We start from the raw sequence: 17,624 nt of genomic DNA on the forward strand, positions 1-17,624 counted from the left end.
TTGGTTCCGCTCATCGGAACTCTCGGTGTCAGTCGGCCCGGCGGGTCGCTTCCGCCAGCTCCCGGCGCCTCGCCAGGGTGGCCGCGATGCCCGCGGCCGCTGCTTGCACGCTCGACGCGTGCTGCTGCGGTTTGAAGCGAGTGGCCGGTCCGCTGACGCTGACGGCGGCGACGACGTCGTCCGGGTCGCTCACGATCGCCGACCCCACACAGACGGTGCCGACCGAGGACTCCTCGATCTCGTAGGCGACCCCGGTCGCGAGCACGGACTCCAGTTGGGCCCGCAACCGCCCGGGTGCCGTGATCGTGCGCGGCGCGAGCCGCCGCAGCGGACCCGCCAGCACTGTTCGTTGTATGTCGTCCGGCGCGTGCGCGAGCAGCACCTTCCCGATCGCCGTGGCGTGCAACGGCATCCGGCCACCCAGCCGCGACGGCATGCGCGCCTGGCGGTGCCCGCCGAGCTTGGCGACATACACGACCTCGACGCCCTCACGCACGCCCAGGTGCACGATCTCGTGGGTGCGTTCGTAGAGGTCCTGCAGGAACGGTGTGGCCACTTCCAACAGGTCCCGCTCGACCGACGCGCGCATACCCAGCTCGAAGAGGCGTCCGCCCAGGACGTAGCCCTCGTCACCGTGCAGGTCGAGCAGCCGCAGCCGGGTCAGCTCCGTGAGCAGCCGGTGCAGGCTCGCCTTCGGCATCCCGGTGCGCTGCTGCAACTGGGCGAACCGCAGCGCGTTCTCGCCGGGACGGAACGCCTCCAGCACCTCCACCGCTCGCTCGAGCCGCCCGGACGTCATACCGAGCACTGAATCCTGCGGGTGCCCGGCCGGTCAAGCGGCACGCGGATCAGTAGTTGGGCGCCAACGCCTTCGCGAGCGCGACGAGCGCGACGCGCCACGTCAGTAGTTGCCCACGATCGCCTTGCCGACGGCCGTCAGCGTCGCCTTGCCGACGTGGCCACCGAAGCCCCGGACGAGGACCAGATGATGTTCGGTCGCTATGCGCAGGGTCGGTGGCTCACCGTTGCTGCGGCCGGTGAACACCGCCGCGGAACCCACGCCCTCGACCCGCTGGGCGTTCGGCCATCGCCGTTGCATGGAGCGCACCACCACCGGCCAGTTCGCCGGGCCGTCGTCGCCCTCGACAGTCACGTACTCGCCCCGGGTCGCCCACCGGCAGGTCTGCTCACCGTCGATATCCTGGTCACGGCGGATCGTCGGAGCGGCTCCGAGCGCCGCAGCCGCTGCGGTGTCGGCGGCCGTGCAACCCGGCTGCACGATCTGCGCCGGCCACGCATCCGCCGTGTCGGCGAGCGGCAGCGCCAGGTCGAGCTCCGCACCGAGCTGGTGGGAGGTCAGACCCACTGTGCTGTCCGCAACGGCGAGGATGCGATCGCCGACGTGCAGCAACACCCGGGTGGCACCGGGTCCGCGTTCGACCAGCATGTCCTGGCCATCGACGCGAAGGCGTTCGCCGTAGCGCGCATCCTGCGTGACGTAGTCGCCGTTCACCCTGGCCCGCACATAGGTGTCCCACTGGGTCGCGCTCCAGGTGGCCGCCGAGACCCCGAAGTACATCGTCGCCGGATCCGTCCCGGCGCTGTTCTTCAGCGTCACCGCGCAGTAGTCGATGGCCGGCCGGCCGACGTCGCTGCGCACCGTCCGGCGGGGAGCGGCGGCCCGGTAGTGGGGACCGGCGGTCTCCGCCACCTTGCCGACGTCGATCCTGTTGCAGATGCTGCGCTTCCACAGTTGCGCGTCGGTCGGTGCCACGGCAGCGGTACTCGTCGGGGCAGTCCGGGCCGCTGTCCCCCCGGGCGACGTCGACGCCCCGGACGAACCCGATGAACTGCACGCCCCCAGCGCCGCGGTCGCGATCACCGCCGCCAGCACCGCTGTCGCACGTCGCACGAACCCGTCTCCTCCCACCGGTGAACCTGTCAGAGGAGTTGACGTCCGGTATGGCGACTTCGGTTGCACCGGCTCCGCCATACCAGCCGACGGCCCGGCAGCGACCGAGACCGTCATACCTCGGAATACGTTCTGCCCTCGACATACTCGACGCGACCACCGATCGCGACCGTCCCGTCGTCCTGCGGCCGGACGACGATGCGCGACCCGACCCCCTGATGGATGGTGAGCGGTCGTTGCAGCAGCGCGCCGAGCCGGATGGCGGCCGCACCCGTCGCCTCGTCCTCGGCGATGCCCATCCGCGTCGGGAAGACACGCACCCGGACCTCCCCGGCCGCCTCGTCCATCCAGGCCCACACGTGCAGGTGCTCGCCGGGTCCGGCGCCCGGGTGGGCCTCGACCTCCGCCGCCGAGCCGAGCCGGTGCATGTCGAACTCCGGCGCCCACTCCGGCCGGGCGCTGATCCAGGTGTCGTCGCCGTCGACCCAGGCCGGGACGTCGCCGGCGGGCGGATGCAGCGTCGATACCTCGAAACCCTCGCGGTGCAGCAGCCAGGAGGTGCCCACGAGCGGGTGACCGGCGAGCGGCAACTCGACCGCAGGAGTGTGGATCCGGACCTCGCCGCGCGCGGCGTCACGCACGAAGACGGTCTCGGAGAAGCCGAGTTCGGCGGCGACGGCCTGCCGCCGGTCGGCCGGCCGGTCCGCGGCGTCGAGGAACACCCCGAGCGGATTGCCCCCGCGACCGTCGTCGCCGACGAACACCTTCAGCACGTGCAGCAGCGTCATACCGCCATTCAACACGGGTCGGGGCTATGCGGCCGGACCGGGCACGATCCGGCCGGCCGCCTCGCCGAACCCGATGCGCGAGCCGCCCGCCCCCGGGGCGGTGGCGCGCAGCACGATCTCGTCACCGTCCTGCAGGAAGGTGCGGGTCTCGTCCCCGACGGTGACCGGCTCGGCGCCGCCCCAGGTCAGCTCGATGAACGCGCCGCGCTGGTCCTTGTCCGGCCCGGAGATCGTGCCGGACGCGAAGAGGTCGCCGGTGCGTGACGGGGCACCGTTCACCGTCTGGTGGGCCAGCATCTGCGCGGGCGACCAGTACATCGCGGCGTACGGCGGGCGGGAGACGACCTGGCCGTTCCACACGACCTCGAGGTCGATGTCGAGTCCCCAGGTGCGGTCCATCGCCAGGTAGGGCAACACTTTCGGGTCCTGCGGGGGCGTGTCGACGCGGGCGGCGTCGAGTGCGAGCAGCGGCACCACCCAGGGGCTGATGGTGGACGCGAACGACTTGCCCAGGTTGGGTCCGAGCGGGACGTACTCCCAGGCCTGTATGTCGCGGGCCGACCAGTCGTTGAACAGCACGACCCCGAAGATGTGCCGGTCCGCGGCGCCGGCCGGCACGGACGTGCCCATCGCCGAACCGGTCCCCACCACGAAACCCAGCTCGGCCTCGATGTCCAGGCGGGTACTCGGCCCGAAGACCGGTGCCGGGTCGTCCGGGCCCTTGCGCTGGCCGTTCGGGCGCACGACGTCGGTGCCGGACACCACGACCGAGGCGGCCCGCCCGTGGTAGCCGACCGGCAGGTGCTTCCAGTTGGGCATCAGCGGCTCGGGGTTGTCCGGCCGGAAGAGCCGGCCCAGGTTGGAGGCGTGGTGCTCGGACGCGTAGAAGTCGACGTAGTCGGCGACCTCGAACGGCAGCAGCATCTCGACGTCGCCCGTCGCGTGCACCGCGTCGTCGGGTATGTCCCCGGCCAGCCCCGCCGCGATCCGCTCGCGCACCGACACCCAGCGGTCGTAGCCCTGCGCCATGAAGGCGTTCAGCGTCGGCTCGGCGAAGACGGCGTCGTCGCCCTCGGTGCCGAGCAGCAGCCCGAGGTCCACCACGTCGTCGCCGAAACGTGTTGCGATCCGGGATGTTCCGCCTGGAACCCGGTAGACGCCATAGGGCAGGTTGGCGAGGCCGAAGAGCGAGTCGGCCGGGACGGTCAGGCGGGTCATGCGGTCTCCTGGGTGCGGGTGCGGTGGGACTCGGGCAGCAGCCCGAGGTCGACGAGTTCATCGACGGGGTCGGCGACGGAGCAGGTGCCGAAGGAGCGGAACGTCTGCCGCACACCCGGCCCCAGCTCTTGTATGCCGCTCGCCACGACGGCCGGATCCCGCTGTGCGAGCAGGCCGGCGATCTCGTCGACGGACGCCTCCCGGTGTGCCGCGTCGGCGGCCAGCAGCACGTTGAGGAAACCGTGCTGCTCGAAACCGGTATCCGGGTCGGTGTTGCGCAATGCGTGGTGCAGACCGGCAGTTGCCTTGAACGACAGACCGTTCCGCGTGACGGAGGCGATCGTCTCGGCCAGCTCGGCCTCGTCCGGGTAGAGCTCGGCGCGGACGCCGCCGGTGCGCAGCTTGGCGCGGAGGCGTGTCCCGGACAGCACCGCGGCGACGGCGTCACGGCGTGCGTCACGCGGCAGCTCGACATACACCTCGAGGTCGTCGGGGACGCCGGACAGCGCACCGACGACAGCCGATGCTGCATCGCCTCCGCCGAGCGCCACCTCGAGCCCCACCAACCGGACCGCGGGGATCGCGGCGGCCCGCGCCAGCGCGGCACCCACGCCGGCGAGTGGCACGGTCATCGACAGGGGCAGCGATCCGGGCGGCAGGGACGCCGTGCACGCCGCGAGCGCATCCAGGTCGCGGGCCGCGAGCACGAAGGCGCCGACGACCCCGGCATACGGTGCGTGTTCGTGGCGCCCGTGTGCCGGAACTGCTTCCGCCAGAGGGAGATTCCCGGGCGGGAAGACCGCGGCGTCGTCGAGCAGCCGGTCGAAGATGCTCATTGCTGTCCCTGCGACCACGAGTAGGCGTAGGTGCCGTCGTCGGCGGCGCGCGCACCCTCGCCGAGCAGCAACGGCCGGAACGTGTCGACCATGACGGCGAGCTCGTCGAAGTACTCCACGCCGATGGACCGCTCGTACGCGCCCGGCTGCGGGCCGTGCGAATGGCCGCCCGGGTGCAGCGAGATCGAGCCGTTGCCGATGCCGGAGCCCTTGCGCGCCTCGTAGTCGCCGCCGCAGTAGAACATGACCTCGTCGGAGTCGACGTTGGAGTGGTAGTAGGGCACCGGGATCGACAGCGGGTGGTAGTCGACCTTGCGCGGCACGAAGTTGCAGACCACGAAATTGAAACCCTCGAAGACCTGGTGCACGGGCGGCGGCTGGTGCACCTTGCCGGTGATCGGCATGAAGTCCTCCACGTTGAAGGCGAAGGGATAGAGACAACCGTCCCAGCCAACCACGTCGAAGGGGTGGTCCGGGACCACGTGGACGGATCCGCCGATGCCGCCGGGCAGCCCCTCGACGCGGTGTTTGACGTAGACCTCGACGCCTTCGGTGGTCGAGCCCGTCGGGGCCTCCGCCAGGTGTGGCTCACCCGGCCCGCGCAGGTCGCGCTCGCAGTAGGGGGCGTGCTCCAGCAGCTGCCCGTGCTTGGACAGGTACTGCCGGGCCGGGCCGATGTGGCTGTTGCCCTCGATCGCGTAGATCCGGACCGTGCCGCGCGGCACGATGCGGTGCGTGGTCGCACGCGGGATGACGATGTAGTCGCCCTGGTGTGCGTCCAGGTCGCCGAAGACGGTCTCGACGACCGCGTCACCCTCCTCGACATACAGGCACTCGTCGCCGATCGCGTTGCGGTAGAGGGGACTCGGCGTATCCGCGACCACGTAGTTCAGGCGCACGTCGCCGTTGCCCAGCACCAGCCGGCGCCCGGTCACCGCGTCGACACCGGTCGTGCCCGCGGGGAAGAGCTCGTGCAGCTTCAGGTGCATCGGCTTCAGCGGGTGGTTGGGGACCAGGCTCTGGTCGGGCAGCTCCCAGACGCGGAACTCCCGGACCGACGACGGGATGCTGCGGTGGTAGAGCAGCGAGGAGTCGGAGGAGAAGCCCTCCTCGCCCATCAGCTCCTCGTAGTAGAGCGAGCCGTCGGCGGCGCGGTGCTGGGTATGGCGGGTCCGTGGCACGGAACCGACGGAGCGGTAATACGGCATCGATGGGTCCTTTCGAGCAGGGCACGGGCGGGTGTTCCTGACACGTCAGGCTAGGAATACTCCGCGTCATACAGCCGGAATCACCCGGTTATGACATGTGAATGACATAATTGACGCGAAGGGACGGTGCGGCATGCCTGACGCGAGGGGATCGGTGTCGGTCTTCCCGGTGCCCGACCGGCGGCTGGCGATCGTGGCGCTGCGCGGGCCGCACGCACACGCCGGGGTCGTGCCGACGCACCAGCTGCTGGTGGAGCAGGCGGCCGCGGGGCTGGCCTGGTCCACCTTCGCGGTCAGCAGCGCGGCAGAGCTGGCCTGGTCGCTGACCGTCAACCGGCCGGCCGCGGTCGCGGTGGTGGGCTCGACAGCCGCCCCGCCCGACCCGGAGCTGATCGAGCGGGTCCGGGCGGCAACCCGGGCACCGGTCCTCGTCCTGGGCGCCTTCAGCGCGAATCGGACCATCGCCCTGCTCCGCGCCGGCGCCGACACCGTGGCCGCGCCGGCGATCCGGCCGGCCGAGCTCGGCGGTCGGCTGCTCGCCCTGGTCCGCCGGGCGGCGGGCGGCTCGGACAGCGGTGCGCGCTACCTGGCCGCGGGGCCGTTGCGCATCGACCTGTGGCAGCACGAGGCCGCCCTCGACCAGCAGCCGCTGGCGCTGACGGCGACCGAGTTCAAACTGCTGGTCTGCCTGATGGAGGCCGACGGGCGGGCCGTCCCGAGCGACCGCATCGTCGCCCGGGTGTGGGGTTGGGCCGGTGACGATGCCGGGCCGAACCTGTTGCGGATCAACGTGATGCGGCTGCGCCGCAAGCTCGGTGAGCGCGCCACGGACGCACGGCTCATCGTGTCGGTGCGCGGCACCGGCTACCGGTTCGGGGCGCAGGTCACCGAGCTCGGCGAGCGCGAGGACCGGCCGCCGGCGGACGCGAGCAGCGACCTGCTGCTCGCCGAACGGCTCGCCCGCCGATGCGAGGAGCTGGCGTCCGCGCCGGACGCCGCGCAGGCCGCCCAGCGAGTCATCGAGTCACTGATCACCGAGGGCACGGTGGACGCCGCGGGCCTGCACCTGCTGCGGGACGACCGGTTGCAGCTGGTCGCGCACCGCGGCTTCAGCGCCGCGTGGGAGGACGCCGCGCGGGAGCTGCAGCTGGTCGACTCCGGGTATGGCGCCGTCCGCGCGCTCGGCTCCACCGAGCCGCTGCAGCTGCGCCCGGCGCGGGCGCCGCGCTTCCCCGGCACGGCGCAGCTGACGCGGGCCGAGCTGCCCGGCACCTACCTGTTCGTCCCGTTGCGCAGCGGGGACGCCGTCGTCGGGGCGATGGGCCTGCACCGGCACTCCGACGAACCCTTCGGTCCGCTCACCATCACCTACCTGCGCGCGGTCGGCGCCCTGTGCGTGTGTGCCTGGAGCCGCGCCCGCTCAGCCGAGCCGATCCAGCAGCGCTGAACAGCCTGCAAACATCCGGTTAGCAGCTCTGCAATCATCCGGTCAGCGACTGCTCACAGCACCTTCGTGCCGTACATCTCCCCGAGCCGGTTGGCCAGCAACTCCAGCCGCTCGCCGTCCGGACCGCGGAAGTAGATCGAGTCCCGCGACGCCACCTGGTAGGGCACCCCGGCGTCGTCCAGCTTGGCGCGCAGGTAGTCCCAGTTCTCCTTGGTGACCGAGATCGCGATGTGGTGGTGGCCGCCGAGGACCTCGCGGTAGGCGCCGACGTCGACGCCGGGCAGGTCGAAGTAGGCGATCAGGTTGCCCGCGCCGATGTCGAAGAAGAAGTGCGTCGAGCCGGGCAGGTCGCGGTTCTCGAACATCTCGGTCAGCGGCATCTCCAGCAGGTCCTGCCAGAAGGCGCAGGTGCGCTCGACGTCCGAACTGATCTGTGCCGTGTGGTGATTGCCGCGTCCCCGGGTCTGCGGCGGGTTCTCCTGCAGGAACCGGCGCTTGATGCGCTCGCGGTCCTTGGTGAGTGCGTCGAGGTCGACCTCGGCCTGCTCCCCGCCGCTGTAGGTCGAGTCGGACATCACGTCGATCCTTCCGCCATACGGCTGGCCGCCGGTCGGCGACCTGGTCCACCCCGGTCGCATGTGCGACCCTGAAAACCTATGAGCACGCGTGGTGTGCCGGCGGCGCCCAGGCAGACGTTCCGATCGTATGCCGCGTCCGGGTTCGGCGACGAGGTTCGGCGCTGGGAGGCCTACAACGCCGAGTCACTGATCGCGCTCGCCTGCGAGGTCCGCGACACCGAGCCGCTGCGCGCGAAACAGACCAACCTGGTGCTGCCGCGCCTGCAGATCGCCACCATCACCGGCAGCCCGCACCACGTGTCGCGGTCGGCTGAGCTCGTCGAGCGCTTCCCCACGGACTCGATCGCGGTGTATGTCGGGCTGGGCGCCGACAACAGGTTCACCAGCAACGGCCACCGCGGCATCATCCGGCGCGGCGACGTGATCGTGTGCGACGCGGACCAACCCTTCGAGCGCGAACTCGGCCACGGGGTCAGCGAATTCGCGGTCAAAGTGAGCCGGTCGGAGTTGCGCGAGTCCCTCGGTGTCGAGGTCGCGGGCGAGGTGTCGCTGCTGAGCGCGCGGGACAACCCCGCCGCGCACGCCCTCACCCGCACCGCCGTCGCCGCGATCCGCACCGCGGGCAGCAGGTCGGTCGACGAGCTGGGTGTCCTGGAGCTGGTCGGCCTGCTCGCGGCCGGTGACGCGACGGCGCCGGAGGTCCGGCACCGGGCGATGGCACGCGCCCACATCGAGGAGCACCTGGCCGACCGGGCCCTGTCCGCCGGCACCGTGGCCGCGGCAACGGGCATCAGCGAGCGCCAGCTGTCCCGGATCTTCGCAGCCACCGGGGTCTCGCTGCCGCAGTACATCCGCGGAAGGCGGCTGGAGCTGGCCCGCAGCATCCTGGTCGCCGGCTCGGTGCACTCCACGACTGATGCCGCCCGCGCCGCGGGGTTCGCGTCGCCGGCGCACTTCTCGCAGGCCTTCCAGAAGCGCTTCGGCGTCTCCGCCGGCTCGGTCCGGCGGACTGCGGGGGACTGAGGTTCCCGTTTCCGCCATACCTGCTCGTAGTCCTCGCCGACCACGTCTGTGACACAGCACACTTCGGAGTACAGCCCGGGCACCGGCCCGGCGCGGATCGGAAGGTATGACGAATGCCCACCTTCGATGACGGCCTGGCCGCGACGGACCTGCCGGACTCCGACGTGGTCGACACCGACGTCCTGATCGTCGGCTCCGGTCCGGCGGGTTCCTCGGCGGCGCTCTTCCTGTCCACGCTCGGGGTCGCGAACATCATGATCACCAAGTACCGCTGGACCGCGAACACACCGCGCGCCCACATCACCAACCAGCGGTCGATGGAGATCTTCCGGGACATGGGCATCGAGGACCAGGTGCTCGCCGACGCGACACCGCACGAGCTGGTCGGCGACACCGTCTTCTGCACCGCGATCGCCGGGGAGGAGATCGGGCGCATCCACACCTGGGGCACCCGGCCGGACCGTGAGGCGGACTACCGCCTCGCCAGCCCGTGCCTGACCGTCGACATCCCGCAGACCTACCTGGAGCCGATCCTGGTGCGCAACGCCACGGTGCGCGGCACGCAGAGCCGGTTCTCCACCGAATACCTGTCGCACTCCCAGGACGACGACGGTGTCACCACCCGGGTGCGTGACCGGCTGACCGGGCAGGAGTACAGCATCCGGTCGCGCTACCTGATCGGCGCCGACGGAGCCCGCTCGATGGTCGCCGCGGACATCGACCTGCCCTACGAGGGCCGGATGGACATCGCCGGATCGATGAACATCACCTTCAAGGCGGACATCTCCGCACTCGTGGATCACCGCCCCAGCGTGCTGTATTGGGTGATCCAGCCGGGGTCGAACGTCGGCGGCATCGGCACCGGCCTGGTCCGGATGGTGCGGCCGTGGGACGAGTGGCTGATCGTCTGGGGTTACGACATCAACGAGGAGCCGCCGACGCTGGACGACGCGGCCGCCACCAAGATCGTGCGCGATCTGCTGGGTATGCCGGAGCTGGAGCCGGAGATCACCGGCTACTCGCTGTGGGGCGTCAACGAGATGTATGCGACGCACCTGCAGCGGGGGCGCGTGTTCGCGGCCGGTGACGCCATACACCGGCATCCGCCGTCGAACGGACTGGGCTCCAACACCTCGGTCCAGGACTCCTACAACCTGGCCTGGAAGATCGCCGCGGTCCTGCGCGGAGAAGCGGATCCCACGCTACTGGAGTCGTATTCGGCCGAACGTGCCCCCGTCGCCCGGCGGATCGTGACGCGTGCCAACAAGTCCGCACGGGAGTTCGTCGACATCTTCGAAGCGCTGGGTGTCGTCGGCCTGGCGGGCGAGCAGATGGCCGCGGCGATCGAGGAGCGCAAGGCCAACACCCCCGAGGGCGCCGCCAAGCGGGCCGCGCTCGTGAAGGCGATGGACACCAAGAACTACGAATTCAACGCGCACGGAGTCGAACTCGGTCAGTTCTACGAGTCTGGCGCGATCGTCTCCGACGGCACCCGACCGGCGCCGACCGACGACGCGGACCTCTACTACCGGATGTCGACGTCACCGGGTGCGCATCTGCCGCACGCCTGGGTCGGCAACAACGTGGAGAAGAAGGCGCTGCTCGACCTGGCGCCGTACAGCCGGTGGACGTTGCTGACCGGCGTTGCCGGTCAGGCCTGGGCGGACGCGGCCGCGAAGGTAGCGGCGGAGCTCGGGATCACATTGGAAACAGTGCTGATCGGCCCCGGTCGCGAGGTCACCGACCTCTACTACGACTGGTCCAAGCTGCGCGAGATCGAGGAGAGCGGTGTGTTGCTGGTGCGGCCGGACAAACACGTGGCGTGGCGGGCGATGAGCCTGCCGGACGACCCGGCGGCCGAGCTGGGCTCCGCGCTCCGGATGTTGCTGGGGAGGTCCTGATGCTGCGGTTCACGCACGAATCACTCGGTCAGCGTGTGGTTTTCGCGCCTTCGGATGCGGCTGCTGCGGTGGCTGCGGAGGTGGCGGCGCTGGAGGCTTCGCGGGTGATGTTGATCGCGTCGGCGCGGGAGGCGGTGCTGGCCGACCCGATCGCGGCCGGGATCCCGGTCGCGGTGCGGCACGACGAGGTGGTGATGCACGTGCCGGTGCCGGTCGGCGAGCGCGCCCGGGCCGCCGCGGCCGACGCCGGAGTGGACGCGATCGTGACGGTCGGCGGCGGATCCACCACCGGGTTGGGCAAGGCGGTGGCGCTGGCCACCGGGCTGCCGATCGTGGCCGTGCCCACCACGTACGCCGGGTCGGAGGCCACCAACGTGTGGGGGCTGACCGAGGGCGAGACCAAGACCACCGGCGTCGACGCCCGGGTGCTGCCGCGCTCGATCGTGTATGACGCGAGCCTGCTCACTTCCCTTCCCGCCGACCTGGCCGTCGCCTCCGGGCTGAACGCGCTGGCGCACGGCGTGGACGCGATGTGGGGGCCGCGCGCCGACCCGATCGACGCGGCGCTGGCCGGCGAGGGCATCCGCGGCCTGGCCGACGGGTTGCCTGTCGTGGCCCGCGACGGCGCGTCCGTGGCGGGTGTCGAGAACACCCTGTACGGGGCGTACCTGGCCGCGGTGGCGTTCGCGTCCGCCGGATCCGGGTTGCACCACAAGATCTGCCACGTGCTCGGCGGGATGTTCAACCTGCCGCACGCGCAGACCCACGCCGTGGTGCTGCCGCACGTGCTGGCCTTCAACGCACCGAACGCGCCCGAGGCGCAGCGGCGCATCGCCGCCGCGATCGGCACCGATACCGCGGTCGCCGGACTGGCCGCGTTGCGTGCCGCCGTCGACGCGCCCACCGCGTTGCGGGACTACGGGATGCCGCAGGACGGCATACCCAAGGCAGTTGCGCCGATCCTGGCCGCCGCACCCGCGAACAACCCCACCCCCCTGACCGAAGAGAACAGAACCTGACCGCGCTGCTGCGCGCGGCCTGGGAAGGAAAGAGCGCATGACCACCACCGAGCACGCACCGATCAGCCCCGAACAGCAGGCCGTCGAGGACCGGCTGGTCCGCAACGTCGTCTCGTCGTTCGACGAGTGCGGCAACCCGCGGCTGCAGCAGGTGATGGTGTCGCTGGTGCGGCACCTGCACGCGTTCATCCGGGACGTGCGGCTGACCGATGACGAGTGGTCGGCCGCGATCGACTTCCTCACCCGCGCCGGGCACATCACCGACGACGTGCGGCAGGAGTTCATCCTGCTCTCGGACGTGCTGGGTGCGTCGATGCAGACCATCAACATCAACAACACCGCCTACGAGAACGCCACCGAGGCAACGGTCTTCGGACCGTTCTTCGTCGACGGGTCACCGGAGATCAACAACGGCGAGGACATGTCGTTCGGCGCACCCGGCGAACCGTGCTGGGTCGAAGGAACCGTCACCGACACCACCGGCAACCCGCTGGCCGGGGCGAAGATCGAGGTCTGGGAGGCCGACGAGGACGGCATGTATGACGTGCAGTACGACGTCGGCAAGCGTGCCGCCCGGGCGCACCTGTTCAGCGAACCCGACGGGTCCTACCGGTTCTGGGGGCTGACGCCCACGCCATACCCCATCCCGGACGACGGCCCGGTCGGGCAGATGCTCACCGCCGTCGGCCGCTCCCCGCTGCGCGCAGCCCACCTGCACTTCATGGTCACCCACGACGGCCACCGCACCCTGGTCACCCACATCTTCCCCACCGGCGACCCGATCGGGAAGAAGGACACCGTCTTCGGCGTCAAGGACTCCCTCATCAAGGACTTCGCGACCCAACCCGCCGGCACCCCCACCCCCGACGGCCGCGACGTCGACGGCACCTGGAGCCGGGTGCGCTTCGACATCGTGCTGGCACCCGAAGGCGCCTGAATCACACAGGCGAGACCTTCACGTCGAATCCATCGGTCAGGAGTTCCAGGTCGGACCTGTCCGCGGTGAGGACGACCGACGGTGCGAGTTCGACCGCGGTTGCAGCGACGATCGCGTCGACCGTGAGGTCACGCTTCTTGCGACGGGTGCGCTCGGCGCGGGAGCGCAGCGTGCCAGCACGCATCTCAACGCTTTCGGGCAGGTCGACCGTGGGGATCTTGCCGAGCACGTGCCAGATCGCAGCATCCGTCAGCGCGCCCGTGGCGACCTCGGCAAGCACCACCGTGGGGATCACCACGCGATGATCGGCTTCTTGCGCGGCCGCGAGCCGTTCCGCCATACCCTGACGTCGCTGGGCCAGGGCGGCGACAGCCTCGGAGTCCAGGATCAGGGCTCGAGCCATCGGCTCAACGCCACTGATCGACGTACCGAGCGATCGCGGCTGCGTCCAACGGTCCGTTGACCTCGACCAACTCGTCGATGAGGTCCTCGACGCCGTCCCGCTCGAGTTGTCGCCGCAGCGCGGCAGTCGCGTATGCCGACACCTTGCCCGGATCGCCGAAACGGGAGCGGTCGGGAAGTGGCGGCACGACATACAAAAAGTCCCGAGTCGTGACATCCGATGGATGTCTCGACCCGGGACCAAACGTGCGCGAGGGGGGATTTGAACCAGTGGATTTGCACGCTCAGACCGGCGGAATTCGCCGTTCTGAGCGTGAATCCGAGGTCCCGTTGGCTCCCGTTGCACGCCGTCTCGCCAGGGGTGTGCCACCTTGGTGGGCACCACGACTGTTGTTGTCTGATTCGACTGATCCGGGGTGGAGCCCCTAGATCTTCCGCCGAACTTATTCAAGGGGGAGTTGCTCCCCCTCTGCCGTCTGAGTCGCCTCCAACCGGCCATCTCAGTCTACCGGTGCCTGCCCGCGACGGCATAGGCAGGCCCGCTGGCCGGCGTCTCACCGGCGGACGCCAGACGATGTCTGGTACCCGACCGCCTCGCTTTGAAGACGGTCCGGTTCGGGGCCTTTCTGCGCATTGACGCTTCCCCCATCTGGCCGGTGGTCAGGCCTTGTACTCCTTGAGCAGCTGGCGGCCGATGATCATCTTCTGGATGTCGGAGGTGCCCTCACCGATCAGCATGAACTTGACCTCACGCATCAGCCGCTCGATCTCGTACTCCTTGGAATAGCCGTAGCCGCCGTGGATGCGGAAGGAGTCCTCAACCACCTCGTTCGCGTACTCCGAGGCCAGCATCTTCGCCATACCTGCCTCGACATCGACCCGGCCACCACTGTCCTTGAGGCGAGCAGCACGGACCATCATCGCGTGGATGGTCTCGACCTTGGTCGCCATCTCCGCAAGCCGGAACAAGATCGCCTGGTGCTCGGCGATGATCTTGCCGAACGTCTTGCGCTGCTGCGCATAAGCAATCCCGAGCTCGAAGCCGCGGATCGCGAGACCACAGGCGCGGGCGGCGACATTGACCCGGCCGACCTCGACACCGTCCATCATCTGGAAGAAGCCCTTGCCCGGGGTCCCGCCCAGGATCTGGTCGGCGGCGATCTGGTGACCCTCGAGGATGAGCTCGGTCGTCTCGACGCCCTTGTAGCCCATCTTCTCGATCTTGCCCGGCACGGTGACGCCCTGGGCGGTCTCGCCGAACCCGGCCTCCTTCTCGACGAGGAAGGTCGTCATGTTCTTGTAGACCGACTCAGCACCCTCGTCGGTCTTGGTCAGCAACGCGACCAGCGTCGAGGAGGCGCCGTTGGTCAGCCACATCTTCTGGCCGGTGATCGCATACGAGCCGTCGTCCTGCTTGGTCGCCTTCGTGGAGACGGCCGAGACGTCCGAGCCCAGGGAGGGCTCCGACATCGAGAACGCGCCACGCACCTCGCCGGTCGCCATCCGGGGCAGGTACTTCTTCTTCTGCTCCTCGGTGCCGTGCTGCATCAGCAGGTAGGCGACGATGAAGTGCGTGTTGATGACGCCGGAGACGCTCATCCAGCCGCGGGCGATCTCCTCGACCACCAACGCATAGGTCAGCAGCGACTCACCCAGGCCGCCGTACTCCTCCGGGATCGTCAGACCGAAGACACCCAGCTCCTTCAGACCATCCACGATCTCCTGCGGATAGGTGTCAGAGTGCTCCAGCTCCTGCGCGACAGGGATGATCTTGTCCTCGACGAACTGGTGGACAGCCTTGAGGATCTCCTGCTGAATATCAGTGAGATCCTCGGTCTGAGCAAGACGGGTCATAGCTTCCTCTCCTACGTCTGGTAGCGCCTATTGATTCAGGGTTGGGTCTGGTCGACACGGAAGGTGCCTCCAAAGCTGGGCTCGGTGCGATTCCGGTATGCGGCGATGGCGTCGGGTGCGTCGGTGGCGAAGTTGACCGTCTGAGCTGCAGCCTCCTGCCATAAGACGTCGTGCAAGCTCCCGTGGGCGGACCGATTCAGCAGCGCCTTGCTCTGGGCCAGCCCGATCGGCGGCCCAGCGGCCAACCGCCCGCACAACTCTTCGACGGTGAGGTCGAGGTCAGCCGGCTCCACCACATAGGTGGCCAGTCCCAGTGCGAGAGCCTCCTGTGCACCCACCATGTCGGCCAGGAGGGTCAGCCGCTTGGCTTGAAGCAGCCCCACCGTATGGGTCAGTAACCACGAGCAGCCGGCGTCAGGCGACATCCCACGACGGGTGAAGATGGCGCAGAACCGGGCGCGCTTCGACGCCACGACGAGGTCGCTGGCCAAGGCCAGGCTGAGCCCCGCACCGACGGCCACGCCGTCCACTCGAGCCACCACCGGCTGCGGCAGGTCGACGAGCGCCTCCACTGCTTCGTTGAACCGACGCAGCCTCCGCAGGGGGTGTGCGGCGCGGGCCTCCGTCATATCGGATCCGGAGCAGAAGTCCTCCCCGGCGCCCTGCAGACGCACCACCCGGACGCTCTCGTCGGCTCCGGTCTCCAGGAGCACATCGCGCAGCGTCAGCAGCGTCGAGGCGTCCAACGCGTTCTTCTTTCCCGGGCTGTCGAGCGTCAACGTGCGGACGCCTGCCTGGTCTTCGACGTGCAGCACCATCAGGCGTCTCCCACGACCAGAGTGACTGTCTCGGCCACGCAGGCGGGCTTCACGGCGCCGTCGGCGATGACGGTGGATCGGGTGGTGATGAAAGTGCCTTGCGGCCCTCGGCGTACCTCGGTGAACTCGGCGGTCGCGCGCAGGGTCGAGCCGACCGCTACGGGCTGCGGGAAGCGGACCTTGTCGCTGCCGTAGTTGAGCCGGGCCGAGCCGAAGCCGAAGGAGTAGATCTCCGCCGCGAGTACCGGGACCAGCGAGAGCGTGAGGTAGCCATGCGCGATGGTCGTCCCGAACGGCCCGGACGCGGCCCGCTCGGGATCGACGTGGATCCATTGGTGATCACCGGTGGCCTCGGCGAAGGCATCGATGCGGGCCTGGTCGACCAGCAGCCCCGCGCTGGTGCCGAGCGGCTGGCCGACCAGTGCCTTGGCCTCGGCTACCGATCCGATCACACGGGCACCCATCAGGAGACCCGCTCGAAGACGCCGGCCAGACCCTGACCGCCGCCGATGCACATGGTCAGCAGGCCGTAGCGGCCCTGGCGCTGGTGCAGCTCGCGAGCCAGGGTGGCGAGCATCCGGCCGCCGGTCGCCCCGACCGGGTGACCGAGGGAGATGCCGGATCCGCGGGCGTTGAGCCGCTCGTCGGCTACGTCGATCTTCCACTCCCGCAGCACGGCGAGGGCTTGAGCGGCGAAGGCCTCGTTGAGCTCGATCACGTCGAGCTCGTCCAGCGTGATGCCGGCGCGGTCCAGTGCGCCCGCGGTCGCCGGCACCGGGCCGATGCCCATGCGGTTGGGCTGGACCCCGGCCAGGCCCCAGCTGACCAGGCGCACCAACGGGCTCAGGCCGAGACGTTCGGCCTTCTCGGCGGTGGTGACGACCGCCATCGAGGCGGCGTCGTTCTGACCGGAGGCGTTGCCGGCGGTGACGGTGGCCTCCGGGTCGCTCTTCAGCAGCACCGGCCTCAGTCTCGCGAGAGTCTCGACCGAGGCCTCCGCGCGGGGATGCTCGTCGATGGTGATGACCTCCTCGCCCTTCCGCGTCCTCACCGTCACCGGGACGATCTCCTCGGCGAGCGCGCCAGAGCGCTGTGCGGCGACGGCCTTGCGATGGGAGGCCACCGCGAACTCGTCCTGCTCCTCGCGGGTGATGCCGTAGTCGCGGCGCAGGTTCTCCGCGGTCTCCAGCATGCCGCCGGGGACGGGATAGGCCTCGCCGCCCGCGGTCTGTCGGGCCCGGACCAGGCCGTCGTGGATCCTCACGCCGGTGCGGGCGCCACCCCAGCGCATGTCGAGGGAGTAGAAGGGGACGTTGCTCATCGATTCGGCGCCGCCGGCGATGACGAGGTCGCTGCCGCCGGAGGCGACCTGCATGACCGCGTTGATCACCGACTGGAGGCCCGAGCCGCAGCGCCGGTCGACCTGCTGGCCGCCGACCGTGACGGGCAGACCGGCGTCCATCGCGACCACGCGGCCGATCGCCGGCGCCTCGGCGTTGGGGTTGCAGTGCCCGAGGATGACGTCGTCGATCTCGTCGGGCGGCAGCTGGGTGCGCTCGAGCAGGCCCCTCAGCGCGGCCACGCCGAGCTGGGTGGCGGTGACGGACATGAACATGCCGCCGTAACCGCCGATGGCGGTGCGGATCGGCTCGCAGATCACGACGTCGCGAATGCCGTTCATGG

Annotated in this window: 18 protein-coding genes; 5 read left to right on the forward strand and 13 right to left on the reverse strand. The window is 69.9% G+C overall.

Features of this window, described 5'->3' with window-relative positions; translation table 11 throughout:
* Positions 1 to 28: 28 nt before the first annotated feature.
* The 6 genes from FHU39_RS17645 to FHU39_RS17670 all read right to left on the reverse strand — a co-directional run bounded on the left by FHU39_RS17645 (position 29) and on the right by FHU39_RS17670 (position 5,962).
* Positions 29 to 799 (reverse strand): IclR family transcriptional regulator, encoded by a 771-nt coding sequence (locus FHU39_RS17645; RefSeq protein ID WP_183322039.1) that lies wholly within the window; start codon positions 797 to 799, stop codon positions 29 to 31.
* Between the two features lie 102 nt (positions 800 to 901).
* Entirely contained in the window at positions 902 to 1,912 is a 1,011-nt protein-coding gene (locus FHU39_RS17650; RefSeq protein WP_183322040.1) for a hypothetical protein, read from the reverse strand.
* Between the two features lie 113 nt (positions 1,913 to 2,025).
* Positions 2,026 to 2,700 (reverse strand): PhzF family phenazine biosynthesis protein, encoded by a 675-nt coding sequence (locus FHU39_RS17655; protein WP_183322041.1) that lies wholly within the window; start codon positions 2,698 to 2,700, stop codon positions 2,026 to 2,028.
* A 24-nt stretch (positions 2,701 to 2,724) separates the two neighbouring features.
* On the reverse strand, positions 2,725 to 3,918 hold the full coding sequence (gene fahA, locus FHU39_RS17660) for a fumarylacetoacetase (protein ID WP_183322042.1): 1,194 nt from the start codon (positions 3,916 to 3,918) through the stop codon (positions 2,725 to 2,727).
* Positions 3,915 to 4,754: a hypothetical protein gene (locus FHU39_RS17665; protein WP_183322043.1), complete on the reverse strand. Its 840-nt coding sequence runs from the start codon at positions 4,752 to 4,754 to the stop codon at positions 3,915 to 3,917. Before FHU39_RS17665 ends, fahA begins: the two co-directional genes overlap by 4 nt.
* Positions 4,751 to 5,962: a homogentisate 1,2-dioxygenase gene (locus tag FHU39_RS17670; RefSeq protein ID WP_183322044.1), complete on the reverse strand. Its 1,212-nt coding sequence runs from the start codon at positions 5,960 to 5,962 to the stop codon at positions 4,751 to 4,753. The genes FHU39_RS17665 and FHU39_RS17670 overlap by 4 nt, the downstream gene beginning before the upstream one ends.
* Positions 5,963 to 6,095: 133 nt before the next feature.
* On the opposite strand from FHU39_RS17670, the gene FHU39_RS17675 reads away from it, so the two are divergent.
* Positions 6,096 to 7,409 (forward strand): winged helix-turn-helix domain-containing protein, encoded by a 1,314-nt coding sequence (locus tag FHU39_RS17675; RefSeq protein ID WP_183322045.1) that lies wholly within the window; start codon positions 6,096 to 6,098, stop codon positions 7,407 to 7,409.
* A gap of 53 nt (positions 7,410 to 7,462) precedes the next feature.
* On the opposite strand, the gene FHU39_RS17680 is transcribed toward FHU39_RS17675, so the two are convergent.
* On the reverse strand, positions 7,463 to 7,984 hold the full coding sequence (locus FHU39_RS17680) for a VOC family protein (RefSeq protein WP_183322046.1): 522 nt from the start codon (positions 7,982 to 7,984) through the stop codon (positions 7,463 to 7,465).
* Positions 7,985 to 8,065: 81 nt separating this feature from the next.
* Here FHU39_RS17680 and FHU39_RS17685 point away from each other — a divergent pair, with 81 nt between their 5' ends.
* The 4 genes from FHU39_RS17685 (at position 8,066) to FHU39_RS17700 (ending at position 12,867) form a co-directional block, all read left to right on the forward strand.
* On the forward strand, positions 8,066 to 9,010 hold the full coding sequence (locus FHU39_RS17685; RefSeq protein ID WP_183322047.1) for a helix-turn-helix domain-containing protein: 945 nt from the start codon (positions 8,066 to 8,068) through the stop codon (positions 9,008 to 9,010).
* 113 nt (positions 9,011 to 9,123) lie between these two features.
* The gene (locus tag FHU39_RS17690) at positions 9,124 to 10,911 is read left to right on the forward strand and encodes an FAD-dependent oxidoreductase (RefSeq protein WP_183322048.1); all 1,788 of its coding nucleotides are present in this window, start codon (positions 9,124 to 9,126) and stop codon (positions 10,909 to 10,911) included.
* On the forward strand, positions 10,911 to 11,930 hold the full coding sequence (locus tag FHU39_RS17695) for a maleylacetate reductase (RefSeq protein ID WP_246336699.1): 1,020 nt from the start codon (positions 10,911 to 10,913) through the stop codon (positions 11,928 to 11,930). Before FHU39_RS17690 ends, FHU39_RS17695 begins: the two co-directional genes overlap by 1 nt.
* Before the next feature lie 37 nt (positions 11,931 to 11,967).
* Complete coding sequence (locus FHU39_RS17700) at positions 11,968 to 12,867, forward strand: dioxygenase family protein (protein ID WP_183322049.1); 900 nt, start codon at positions 11,968 to 11,970, stop codon at positions 12,865 to 12,867.
* A gap of 1 nt (position 12,868) precedes the next feature.
* Here FHU39_RS17700 and FHU39_RS17705 read toward each other — a convergent pair whose 3' ends face one another.
* From FHU39_RS17705 to FHU39_RS17730, 6 genes are all read right to left on the reverse strand, one after another.
* The gene (locus FHU39_RS17705; protein ID WP_183322050.1) at positions 12,869 to 13,270 is read right to left on the reverse strand and encodes a type II toxin-antitoxin system VapC family toxin; all 402 of its coding nucleotides are present in this window, start codon (positions 13,268 to 13,270) and stop codon (positions 12,869 to 12,871) included.
* Positions 13,271 to 13,274: 4 nt separating this feature from the next.
* Entirely contained in the window at positions 13,275 to 13,457 is a 183-nt protein-coding gene (locus FHU39_RS17710) for a hypothetical protein (protein WP_183322350.1), read from the reverse strand.
* A gap of 472 nt (positions 13,458 to 13,929) precedes the next feature.
* On the reverse strand, positions 13,930 to 15,123 hold the full coding sequence (locus tag FHU39_RS17715) for an acyl-CoA dehydrogenase family protein (RefSeq protein WP_183322051.1): 1,194 nt from the start codon (positions 15,121 to 15,123) through the stop codon (positions 13,930 to 13,932).
* 35 nt (positions 15,124 to 15,158) lie between these two features.
* Complete coding sequence (locus FHU39_RS17720; RefSeq protein ID WP_183322052.1) at positions 15,159 to 15,941, reverse strand: enoyl-CoA hydratase/isomerase family protein; 783 nt, start codon at positions 15,939 to 15,941, stop codon at positions 15,159 to 15,161.
* Positions 15,941 to 16,393 carry a MaoC family dehydratase gene (locus FHU39_RS17725; RefSeq protein ID WP_343065976.1) on the reverse strand — a complete coding sequence of 151 codons (453 nt, stop codon included), beginning with the start codon at positions 16,391 to 16,393 and terminating at the stop codon, positions 15,941 to 15,943. The genes FHU39_RS17720 and FHU39_RS17725 overlap by 1 nt, the downstream gene beginning before the upstream one ends.
* A gap of 11 nt (positions 16,394 to 16,404) precedes the next feature.
* Complete coding sequence (locus tag FHU39_RS17730) at positions 16,405 to 17,622, reverse strand: acetyl-CoA C-acetyltransferase (RefSeq protein ID WP_221185661.1); 1,218 nt, start codon at positions 17,620 to 17,622, stop codon at positions 16,405 to 16,407.
* Positions 17,623 to 17,624: the final 2 nt, after the last annotated feature.

It is taken from the genome of Flexivirga oryzae, assembly GCF_014190805.1.
In the GTDB taxonomy this organism is placed as follows: Bacteria; Actinomycetota; Actinomycetes; order Actinomycetales; family Dermatophilaceae; genus Flexivirga; species Flexivirga oryzae.